Genomic DNA, 12156 nt, shown 5'->3' with positions numbered 1-12156 from the left:
GGTTACTGCGGATACCCTTGACCCATGACCGCACGTAAGACCTCTCAGGACATGAAGCCCGCGACCGCGGCGAAGAAGCTGGACATCTACCTTCCGGCGGCTCCGGCCGAGTTCCAGGACGGATTCATCTCCCGCGAGGAGCTGACGGAGCTGCAGAACAACCCGCCCGAGTGGCTGCAGGAGCTTCGGCAGCACGGGCCGCACCCGCGCTCGGTGGTGGCCGCGCGGCTCGGGGTTTCGATCAGCGGGCTGGCCCGCGCCGGGGTCACCGACGCGCTGACCACCGAAGACATCGACGCGATCCGGGAGGAGAACCCGGACTGGCTCGAGCTCGAGCGGGGCATTCAGGCGGACGTCCGGGCCGAGGCCGCCCGCCTGAAGGACGAGAAACTCCGCCCCTGAGTTTGGCCCGGGACTAGCTCGGCCCGTAGGGGAAGCGCCGCTGCGGGTCGTACGTCGCGCGGACCTCGTCCAGCCGGGCCCGGGTCTCGGCCGGCCAGCAGGCGTCGTACGAACCGGGGATGGCGAAGCCGTCGGCGAGGTTGATGGCGTTCTCGGCCGAGGTCCACTTCTGCACGCTGCCGAGGATCTGCCCTGCCACCGCCGGCAGGACGGTCTCGAACAGGCTCGGATCCGGCGCCCCGACCATGAAGAACGAGTAGGCGCCGTTCCGCCCGCTGACCGCGCTGCCCTCCGGTACGTCGCGACTCACCGCGCCACCGAGATGCCGGAGCTCGACCGCGACCAGCGGCACCTGCTGGTCCGGGCCGACCGCACCGAGGAAGGTGTCCGCGAACCCGGCGTCCAGCTCGTTGAGCAGGATCCCGCGGTCCCAGGCCTGCGTCGGATCGGTCGGGTCGTTGTGGATCTGCGCGATGTTCGCGGCCGGCATCTCGCCGAGCAGGTCGATCAGGACCGCGCCCGCCGCGCGGATCGGGGCGAACAGCTTCTCGCCTTCCGCGGCATCGCCGACGTACGCGAACCGGACACTGACGACCGTCTTGCCGCGCAGGGGTTCGGGAATGAACGGCAGCGGCGGCAGTCGCAGGATGACCGCCGACGTGGTCGCTGCCTCGGGCAACGTCTTGGTCCAGTCGATCCAGGTACGGATGACGCTGTCGATCTCGGGCGCGTCGAAGAAGACCGAGCCGCCGTACAGGGTGCTCAGCTCGACCAGCTCGACATCGACCGACGTGACGACGCCGAAGCCGCCCTTGCCGCCGCGCAAGGCCCAGAACAGATCCGGGTGCTCGGTCGCGTTCGCGGTCACCACGTCGCCGGCGCCGGTGACGAGCTCGAAGCCACGCACCCAGTCGGAGGCGACGCCGTACGTGCGGGCCAGCGGGCCGAACCCGCCGCCGAGCAGCATCCCGACACAGCCGACCGTCGCGGAGGCGCCGGTGATCGGGGCGAGCCCGTGCTCGGCCGCTGCCGCGACGACCTCGCCCCAGCGGCAGCCCGCCTCGATGTGGGCGGTCTTCGCGGCCGGGTCGATGCTGATGCCCTTGAGCCGTGAAGTCGTGATCACGACACCCTCGGTCACTTGGAGTGGCCCGTGACCCGTGGCCAGGACGTGGATCGGCGTACCGGCCACAGCAGCCGCGGCGACCACGGCCGCCGCATCGCTCGTCGAGGTGATCCCGACGACCACCTCCGGACTGTGGGCGGCATTGAGCCGGAAGCCGGCGAGCTCGGCGGCGAAGCCGTCATCGTCCGGCGTCAGTACCGGCCCAGTGACGTTCTGCCGGAGCTGTTCGATCAGTGCGGTTCCGTTCGACATGCCGTTTTCCCCTCTTGTCGTCACCGTCGGTGACGAGACTTTTCCAGGTCAATCAAAACCGTCGCACGCCGACGGTCCAGCCTGCACGCTTGCCTCACGCCCGTGAGCGAGGAGAAGCCGCAATGCAGGATCAGCCCGCCCCACGCATCGGACGTCGAGTCCGCCCACTGATTCGTACCTTACTGACCGGAGTTCTCGGCCTGTCCTTGGTCGTCGGCAGTCAGCAGCAAGGGATGACCGCGGCCGCCGCCGCGCCTGAGCCGGACAAGCCCGTTGCCCTCCGGCAGGACAAGCCGGTCAAGGGGGTGACCGCAAAGCCCGTCCCACGCCCGGCGGATCCGGCGATGGTTGATGCCACCCGCAAGAAGGAGCTCCGGACGAGCTGGCCGGCCGCGGGTTCGGCCGAAGCCGCGGTCCCCACGCCGGGCGGCAGTACGGCGCTGGGCCGGTGGAACGCCGTACTGTCGGGGCAGCCGGCGGTACCCCAGCAACGGGCCGGAAGTCTTCCCGTCTGGGTGAGTGCGGGTGCTGCGGCCACCAAGGCCTGGATGGCCAACGGTGTCGCCAGTGGCCCGGCGAAGGTGCAGGTCGCGATCAGTGGCCGGCGCGGCGACCGGATGCAGGTCGACGTGCGCCGCGCTGATGGCAGCAAGGCCGCTGGGACTGTCCGGCTGACCGTGAACTACGCAGAGTTCGCTGACACCTACGGTGGTGGCTGGTCGAACCGCCTCCGCTTGTACGACGCCAAGACCGGCAAGTCCTACGCCAGTAGCAACAAGGGCGACGGGACGGTGCAGGCCGACGTACCGGCATCGTCGACATTGATGCTGGCAGCAGCTGAGTCCGGTGGTGGCGGTGACTACGCCCGCGGCGACCTGAGCGGTGGCGCTGCGAAGTGGAGTATCGGCGGACCGTCCGGCGCGTTCGAGTGGTCGATGCCGATGGAGGCGCCGCCGGGGATCGGTGGCCCGCAGCCGTCGGTCGCGCTGCAGTACTCGTCCGCCTCGCTGGACGGGCTCACTTCGGCCACGAACAACCAGGTGTCCGCGGCTGGGCAGGGTTTCGACATCAGTGGCGGTGGTGCGATCGAGCGCCGATTCAAGTCGTGTTCGAAGGACGCGGGCAACAACGGGACCCGGTCGACCGGTGACATGTGCTTCGCGACCGAGAACGCCAGCATCGCCATGACCGGCAAGTCCGGCGACATGCTGTTGGTGTCGAAGACCGACACGTCGGAGACCTGGCGGCTGATGGGCGACGACGGCACGGTGATCGAGAAGTTCTGGGGCGCGGCCAACGGTGACGAAGGGCTGGTCACGCACGAGAAGGGCGAGTACTGGCGGGTCACCACCAAGGACGGCTCAAGGTTCTACTTCGGTCTGAACCGCCTGCCGGGCTGGACCTCCGGACAGCCCGAGACCCGGTCCGCCCTGACCATGCCGGTGTTCGGCAACCACGCCGGTGAGCAGTGCAACCGGACCGCCTTCGCGGACTCGTGGTGTCAGCAGGCGTACCGCTGGCAGCTGGACTACGTGGTGGACCGGCACGGCAACACGATGAGCCTGTTCTACGACACCGAGACCAACAACTACGCCCGCAACATGACGGCGTCGGCGGTCAGCCCGTATGCGCGCAACAGCATCCTGAGGTCCATCGAGTACGGCCAGCGGGACGGGCAGGTCTACAGCCAGAAGGCGCTCGGCCGGGTGCTGTTCACTCCGGCGGAGCGCTGCGAAGGCACGAACTGCGGTCCGGGCCAGCCGGCGACGTACCCGGACACTCCCTGGGACCTGAACTGCGCCAGCACCACCAACTGCGACAACCACTTCACACCGTCGTTCTGGACGCAGAAGCGGCTCAGCCGGGTCACTACGCAGGTGTGGCGCGGCAATGCGTTCACCGACGTACAGACCTGGGACCTGCGGCACGAGTACACGACTGGCGCGGGTAGCGGCCGGGCGCTGTGGCTCGAAGGTGTCACCCAGACGGGCCGCGTCGGTGGCGACGTGCAGATGCCGGAGACGAACTTCGACGGCGTTGGCATGGACAACCGGGTGAACCCGGCCGACCCGAACCTGCCCAGTCTGATCTGGTACCGGATCGACAAGGTCCACTACGGCACCGGTGGCGACCTCGCGGTCGGCTATTCGCCGAAGGACTGTACGCCGACCTCCCTCCCGGACCCGGCCAGCAACGGCCGGCTGTGCCGTCCGCAGAAGTGGACGCCGCCGAACCAGGGTGAGCGGCAGGACTGGTTCCACAAGTACGTCGTGACCGAGACGAACGAGGTCGACCGCAGCGCGGCCACCACGGTGCCGGCAGCCCCGATTCCCGTCACGACGAAGGTCCAGTACGTCGGTGCGCCCGCCTGGCACTTCGATGAGCAGGACGGACTGTCCGAAACCACCACGAAGACGTGGAACGAGTGGCGGGGCTACGAGAAGGTCAAGGTGATCAAGGGCGCCGTGGGCGAGACCCAGTCCACGGAAGAGACGCAGTACTTCCGAGGGATGAACGGCGACAAGGATGCCAACGGTGGAGTCCGGACGGTGAAGATCACCGACTCCACCGGCACCTCGGTAGAGGACACCCCGGAGTTCGCGGGCCAGGTGCGGGAGCAGATCACCTATTCCGGTGCGACTGTGGTCAACAAGTCGATCAACGACTACTGGCGTTCGCCGGAACCGACCGCCACCGAGACGAAGCCGTGGGGCACGCGCCACGCGTATGTGACGGCTCAGAAGGGTTCTACGCAGTACCAGGCAGTCGACGGCGGCACACTGAACGTTGCCAACCGCCACGAGTACGACGCCAAGGGCCGCCTGCTCGCGAAACACCTGGCCAACGACGCGACCACCCCGAACGACGACACCTGCACGCGGTACGAGTACCTGGACAACCCGGCCAGCGGCCTCCAGGAACTGCTCAGTCGCGAGCAGACGGTCTCGGTCGGCTGTGACAAGCCGTGGAACTCCACTCACGTGCTCAGCGACGAGCGGGTGTTCTACGACGACCACACCGCGCTGGCGGCCACCCCGACCCGTGGTGTACCCACCAGGGGCGAGCGGCTGTCCGGGCATGACAGCAACGGCAACCCGACGTACGAGACCGTGTTCACTGCGACGTACGACGAGTTCGGCCGCCGGACGAGTGTCACCGACGCGTTGAGCCAGACGACGCGGACGGCGTTCGAGCCGGCGTACGGGCCGACGACGAAGGTCGTTCAGACCGCCCCGAACGGGATGAAGGCGACGGAGGAGTACGAGCCGGCGTGGGGCGAGCAGATCGCCGAGGTGTCGCCGGACGGGCGGCGGGCGGAGATCGCTCTGGACCCGGTCGGCCGGACGTCGAAGATCTGGCACCCGGGTCATCCCAAGGCCACGACACCGGCGGACGTCGAGAAGGAGTACCTGCTGCGTGGTGAGGGTTCGTCCGCGGTGATTACGCGGTCGCGGCTCGCTGACAACCGCTACGACACGACGTACGAGCTGTTCGACGGGCTGCAGCGCATCCGGCAGACGCAGGAAGGCACACCGGCCGGCGAGCGCCTGGTGACCGACTACCGCTACGACAGCCGCGGCAAGCGCACCATCGTGTCCGGCGCCTACCTCGCGTCCGGCGGTCCGGGCACGGACATCCTGTACGTCGGCGACACCGTCATACCGAAACTGGACGTGACCCAGTACGACGGTGCGAATCGGCCGGTGGCGCAGATCTTCCTGTCCGAGGGCCAGGAGAAGTACCGCACCAAACACGAGACGACGGCGACCCGGCAGAGTATCGACCCGCCCCAGGGACAGGCGCCGACCACACGCCTCACCGATGCTCGGGGCCGGTTGGTCGAGCAGCGTCAGTACACCGGCGACACCTGGACCGGCGCGTACGACAGCACGAAGTACACCTACACCGCACTCGGCCAGCTGAAGTCGATCACCGACCCTGCGGGCAACCTGTGGAGCTACGAGTACGACATCCGCGGCCGGCGGATCTCCGAGACCGACCCCGACCGCGGTACGACGACCTTCACCTTCAACGCGGGTGACCAGATCACGTCCAGTACAGATGCTCGCGGTGTCGTCACTGCGTTCACGTACGACGAGCTGGGGCGCAAGACCACCCAGCGCAGCGGATCGGTGACCGGGCCGATCCAGATCGAGTGGAAGTACGACTCACTCTCGCTGGGCAAGCCGACCTCGACCACCCGCTACGTCGACGGCAAGGCCTACACGTCCGCTGTCACCGGCTACGACGGCGCCGGCCGGCCGACAGGGCAGTCAGTGACGCTGCCGGCCTCGGAAGGCGCACTGGCCGGGACGTACAACATCAACCAGACCTACACGACCGATGGGAAGCTCGAGAGTCGCTCGCTGCCCGCTGTGGGTGACTTGGCGGCGGAGAAGCTGTCGCTGACGTACAACGACCAGAGTCTGCCGACAGCAATGAGCAGTGAGCTGGGCACCTATGTGCGGAACAGCAGCTACACCGCTCTGGAGGAGACCCAGACACTGACACTCGGTGCGGCCAACGGTCGCTGGGTGCAGCAGAAGTTCGAGTACGAGTACGGCACCCGGCGGGTGACCCGCGTCATCACCGACCGAGAGACCTCGCCCAGGCGGATCTCTGACACGCAGTACGCCTACGACCCGGCCGGGAACATCACGAAGGCAGTCGACGGCTCGGCGTCCGCGACGGCTGAGGCCACCGACACGCAGTGCTTCACGTACGACCACCAGCGGCGACTGACCGAGGCCTGGACACCGGAGTCGGGCGACTGCACGGCTGCCCCGACTGCGGCCGGCCTGGGTGGCCCAGCGGCGTACTGGCAGAGCTGGACCTTCGACAAGGTCGGCAACCGGCTGAGCGAGAAGAGCATCACGCCGACCGGTGCGACCACCAACAGTTCCTACACGTACGGCGGTACGGGGCTGTCCCCGAATGCCCTCAAGAGCGTCACGACAACTGGGCCCAGCGGGACGGCATCCACCGACTACGGCTACGACAAGACCGGCAACATGACCACTCGCAGCAAGGGTGGCAGCACCGAGACACTGAAGTGGACCGACGAGGGCAAGCTGGAAAGCTCCAGCAAGGGCTCGTCGTTCGTGTACGACGGTGAAGGCAACCGGATGCTGCGCCGGGACGCCAGCGGTACCACGCTGTACCTCGGTGAGACCGAGATCCTGCTGGGTACCGACGGCAAACTGCACGGCACCCGGTACTACACCTTCGGCGATGATGTGGTCGCTGTCCGGACCAACGGCAAGCTGAGCTGGCTGCTGACGGACCTGCACGGGACACCGAACATCGCGGTCGACGCCGGCAATCAGTCCGTGCAGCGGCGCCGGACCACGCCGTACGGGCAGACGCGGGGGACCGCGCCGGCCGAGTGGCCGGGACAGCGTGGCTTCCACAAGGGCACGGAGGATCCGGGCACCGGACTCGTCCATCTCGGCGCCCGGGAGTACGACCCGACGATCGGGCGGTTCATCTCCGTCGACCCGGAGATCGATCCGGAGGAGCCGGGCCAGATGAACGCCTACTCCTACGCCAACAACAACCCGGTCGTCTTCGACGACTCCGACGGCCGGGCCGCGGTGCTGGCGATCGCGGTGATCATCCCGGTGCTGGAGATGGCGGTCATCATCGTCTTCGCCCTGATCCTGGTCGTGCTGGTCGTGATGATCCTGGTCAAGGTGATCGAGCTGGTCGTCGAATGGATCCGGAACTTCTTCAGCTGGCTGTGGGAGAAGATCACCAAACGGGTGGAGCGCTGGGTCGAGCGGGCCCGCACGGTGTACAAGTTCATCGAGCAACGGATCCAGACGTTCGTGGTCCGGATCGTGAACAAGATCAAGTGGATCTACAAGAAGATCGCGGACAAGATCAAGAAGCCGGTGCGCAAACCGGACGTGGTCAAACCCAAACCGGACAAGCCCAAACCGCAGCCCAAACCCGAGACGGGCAAACCGCCGAACAAGCCGAACACCCCGAACCGGCCGGGCAACAAACCGGAGAAGCCGACCCGCGGCAACGCCAGCGAGCGGATCAAGCAGGAACGCGAGCGCAAGTCGCAGGAGAAGGCCGAGCAGAAACGCCGGATGGACGAGATCCAGCAGCGGCTGAACGAGCAGCTCGGCAACCCGAACCGGAAGGACTGGATCGCCGAGACGGCCAAGGAAGTCGATCCCGATCCGATCCGCTACCCCGACGGGTCCCCGAAGTGGCAGAAGCCGTACGACAGCAAGGACTTCGGATCGATGTCAGGGACCGGCAAGGGCTGGAAGGGAGTGTTGGTCGGTGACGTACTCCGGAGGATCGTGGATGCGATCAAGTGGTTCGGCTAAGCGGGCAGGCCTGGCGGCGGCAGTCGCACTGCTGCTCGCCGTCCCTGCAGTCGCAGCACCGCAGGTCGAGGCCGGGGCACCCGCCCCGGCCCCGGCCGCTGCGCCACTGCGACAGCGCGCCGAGCTGACGCACCTGCGCACCGAGAACACCGAGACGTACGTCGAACCGGACGGAAAGCACACGTTGGTCGCGCACCCCGCGCCGGTGCGGACCCGGCGCGGTGACGACTGGACACCGATCAACACCAACCTGCGGCGTACCAAGGACGGCACCGTCCGTCCTGGCGCGACCGTGACCGACCTGGTGCTGTCCGGTGGTGGTGACCGGGCGATGGTCGGTGTCGGTGTCGGTAAGAACCGGCTTCGGCTCACCTGGCCGACGGTGCTGCCGAAGCCCGTGCTCGACGGTGACACAGCGACGTACCCGGAGGTGTATCCGGGCGTCGACCTGAAGTTGCGGGCCGAGGTCGACGGGGTCGCACAGGTCCTGGTCGTCAAGAACCGGGCCGCTGCCGAACGGCTGCGCACGATCGACGTCGGTCTGACTGCTACCGGACTGACGGTCCGGGTTCGGCCCGACGGTTCGACTGTTGCCGTTGACAACAAGAATCGCACGGTCCTGTCCGGTGACCGGGCAGTCATGTGGGACAGCAACGGAGCGCCGGCTGCGGTCCGGAGCAGTGGGGCCCAGGAGTCCCGGCGGGCCGTCATGTCCACGGTCCGGACCGAGTCCGGCCTGCGCGTCGTACCGGACCGGAAGCTGCTGACCGCGGCGACCACGAAGTACCCGGTCTACATCGACCCGCCGTGGTCGACGGGCCACCAGTTCTGGTCGCACGTCAACCAGATGGCCGACGACCAGTCCTACTGGAACTACGACCGTGCTGAAGGTGCCAAAGTCGGCTACTCGTGGGACTACGCCGTCCGCTACCGCTCGTTCTTCCAGTTCGACACCACGAAACTTGCCGGGTCGAGGATCGTGGCCGCCGGTGTCCGGATCGTGCTGGACCACTCGCCGTCCGGCACCGCGACACCGGCCGACCTGTGGGCGACCCGTGCGATCGACCCGAGTGTGCCGCTGAAGTGGAACAACTCCGAAGGACACTGGCTGCACACGGTCGCCCAGGCCAGCGGCAACGCCTGGACCGGCCATCAACCTGATCAGGAGATGGTCTTCACCAGCCCACAGGTGAAGTCGATGGTGCAGAACATCGCCACCGGCCGAGGGGCAACGGCGACCTTCGGGCTGCGGGCGCCGGACGAGGGCAACCGCTACCAGTGGAAGAAGTTCCACCCTGGCACCGCCGAGCTGCGCGTCACCTACAACAACGCGCCGCGGCCACCGGTCAAGCTGAACTTCACGCGACCGCGTCCGTGCGGAACGGTGCAGACTCCGACCGTGGTGACCGGTCTGGTGCCGCCGACGTTCAGTGCGGTCGCCAGCGACCCGGACAACGACAACGTCACCACCAAGCTGTCCATCCGCCGGGCCGACAACGACTCCACGGTCTACGAATCGACATCGAGTCTGACGACCTCCGGTGCAGCGTTCGCGTGGCCGCAGCTGCCGAACACCGCGCTGGCTGCCTCGGTGCCGTACTACTACGTTGCCAGTAGCAACGATGGCATCCCGGACGACGACATCGAGTTCGGTGCCGAGACCACGCGCTGCTACTTCGTCCTGGACTCCACGGCCCCGAAGACCGCGCAGTTGTCGTCCAGCGACTTCCCCAACAACGGAGAGGACGGGATCCCGGCCAAGACCACCGGTATCGTGACACTGCGTCCTGGCTCGGGTGACACCGACGTTGCCGAGTTTGTCTACGGCTTCCAGCAGGACGCGATCCTCTCCCGGATCAAGATCGGCACCGACGGTACGGCGAGACTTCCGGTGACCGTCTGGCCGAACCCGGACACGGGGATCCCGGAGTCGACGCTGTTCGTCCGGGCGGTCGACCGGGCCGGCAACCTCAGCCCGGTCGGGCTCGGCTACGACCTGCTTGCCGCGAGCAACTCGAACCCGATCCCGCGGGTGCGCGGTGACATCAACGGTGACGGCCGCGCCGACGTCAGTGCGGTGCTCGACCACGGCTGGGGCCGGACAGGGGTCTGGAACGTACTGTCCAAGCCAGGTGGGCTGCAGACCGGCACGTTTGCCTGGGACAGCGGCGAGAACGGCGGCTACGCGCTCTACAAGACCCGTCCGGTCCAAGGCGACTTCGACAAGGACGGCAGGGCCGACATCGTGCTGTTCCGGGAGGAGGCAGGCCGAAGGATCGGTGCGTACCTGCTGAAGTCCGACGGCAACCGGTACGTCTCCCAGTCGAGCCCGGTCTGGCACTCCGGTTCTGCGGGCTGGCCGCTCAGCACGGCCCGGATCATCTCCGGCGACGTCAACGGGGACAACGCCGACGACATCGCCGTCCAACTCGACAACGGCAACGGCACTTGGCGAGTGCTGCTGTTCCTGGGTGGCACCACCATCAGTGCGCCGGTGCAGTGGGTCACGGGGTCCGGTGACTGGTCCCGCAGTGCACCTCTGCTCGCGGACATCGACGGTGACAACAAGGACGACCTGGTCGACATGTCCAACCTCGGCAACTGCCGCACCCAGGTGACAGTTCGCAAGTCCTCCGGTACGGCGTTCGCCGCGACCCCGGTCACCTTGTACGACGGATCGGCGTACTGCTGGGAGAAGAGCAAACCGGTCGTTGCCGACGTCAACGGTGACGGGGCGGACGACATCGTGGCGATGTACGAGCACGGTCAGAACGACCTGGCCCTGCGCGTGTTCGTCTCGAGCCGCACCGCACTGACGGAGTCGCAGTGGTACCGGGGAGCGCTCGACCCGGCCAAGGCAGCCCTGAGCGCCGGTGACTACACCGGTGACGGCAAGGACGACGCTGCGCTGACCTATGCGCTCGACGATGGCGGCCGTGAGGTCTCCACGCTGACGTCAACCGGTACGGCGTTCGGCGCGCCGGTCAGCGGGTGGAAGGAAACCACCGTCGCGGCGACGACCGGACCGAAGTTCGACATCGATCTGCGGGCCTACGAACTGGTGGCGCGGCACAGCAGCAAGTGTCTCGACATCCCAGGGGCCCGGCAGGACGACGCTGCGCCGGTCCATCAGTACCAGTGCAACGGCAACATCCAGCAGCGGTTCCGGGTGATCCCGATTGCCGGCACCGACCAGTTCGAGGTCCACACCGTGCACAACAACGGTTTGGTGAACGACGGCAAGCCACGCTGTTTCGACGTCAACGACATGGGTCAGCAGGACGGTGCGACGCTGCTGCAGTGGCCGTGCGCCGGGACGGCCAACCAGCAGATGACAGTGGAGTATCTGGAGGGCAGTAGCTACGACACTGTCGTCCGGCTGCGGTTCGCACACAGTGGGAAGTGCGCTGCGGTGCCAGGAGGTTCGCTGGAGAACGCGGTGACAGTGGTGCAAGAGACCTGTACGGCGGTAGCCAGCCAGCAGTGGATCCTGCGGCCGGTCTTCACCGGACAGTCGCTGAGCGGCCGTTACCAGATGGCGGCGGTGAAGGGCGGCAAGGTCCTGGACATCCAGGACTGCGGCACCAACCCGGCCAGCACCGAGATCCGGATGTGGAACTGGGTTCCCAACAGCCCGTGCCAGCGCTGGCAGATCGTGCCGAAGGGTGACGACATCTACCAGATCTACGATCCGAACTCGCGCAAGAACGTCGACGTCCAAGGGTGTCCGGGCGGGAACGCGTCACCCGTCGTACCGATCACACCCAGTGACAGTGCCGAATGTCAGGGCTGGCGGATCGAACCGGCGATCGACGGGTCGTGGAGCATCCTGCAGAACAAGTCCGGCCGGTCCCTGGATGTGGCCGGCTGCAGCGACCTGGCCGGCGCGGATGTGATCACCTGGCCCTACTGGAACGGGCCGTGTCAACGCTGGAACCTGACCTCGATGAACTAGGGCCTGAAGGCGGCGACGCACCGAAAACGCACCCCGACTCGACGGTAATAGGCCTTCCCTGAAAGTCTGTGCGAGCG

General features: G+C 67.2%; 4 protein-coding genes. 3 read left to right on the top strand and 1 reads right to left on the bottom strand.

What is annotated here, in order from left to right; all coding sequences use genetic code 11:
- The first annotated feature begins 24 nt into the window (after positions 1–24).
- Positions 25–402: a DUF5997 family protein gene (locus ACFCV3_RS13605; RefSeq protein WP_376029922.1), complete on the top strand. Its 378-nt coding sequence runs from the start codon at positions 25–27 to the stop codon at positions 400–402.
- Between the two features lie 13 nt (positions 403–415).
- On the opposite strand, the gene ACFCV3_RS13600 is transcribed toward ACFCV3_RS13605, so the two are convergent.
- Positions 416–1780, bottom strand: a complete 1365-nt coding sequence (locus tag ACFCV3_RS13600; protein ID WP_376029919.1) for an FAD-binding oxidoreductase — start codon at positions 1778–1780, stop codon at positions 416–418.
- A gap of 122 nt (positions 1781–1902) precedes the next feature.
- Between ACFCV3_RS13600 and ACFCV3_RS13595 the strand changes: the two genes are divergently transcribed.
- Both ACFCV3_RS13595 and ACFCV3_RS13590 read left to right on the top strand, forming a co-directional pair.
- Entirely contained in the window at positions 1903–8124 is a 6222-nt protein-coding gene (locus tag ACFCV3_RS13595; protein WP_376029917.1) for an RHS repeat-associated core domain-containing protein, read from the top strand.
- Positions 8102–12079 carry an RICIN domain-containing protein gene (locus ACFCV3_RS13590; RefSeq protein WP_376029915.1) on the top strand — a complete coding sequence of 1326 codons (3978 nt, stop codon included), beginning with the start codon at positions 8102–8104 and terminating at the stop codon, positions 12077–12079. The genes ACFCV3_RS13595 and ACFCV3_RS13590 overlap by 23 nt, the downstream gene beginning before the upstream one ends.
- The last annotated feature ends 77 nt before the right edge of the window (positions 12080–12156 follow it).

The sequence above is a fragment of the Kribbella sp. NPDC056345 genome (genome assembly GCF_042262745.1).
Taxonomy (GTDB): domain Bacteria; phylum Actinomycetota; class Actinomycetes; order Propionibacteriales; family Kribbellaceae; genus Kribbella.
This window is presented reverse-complemented; position numbering and strand designations above follow the sequence as displayed.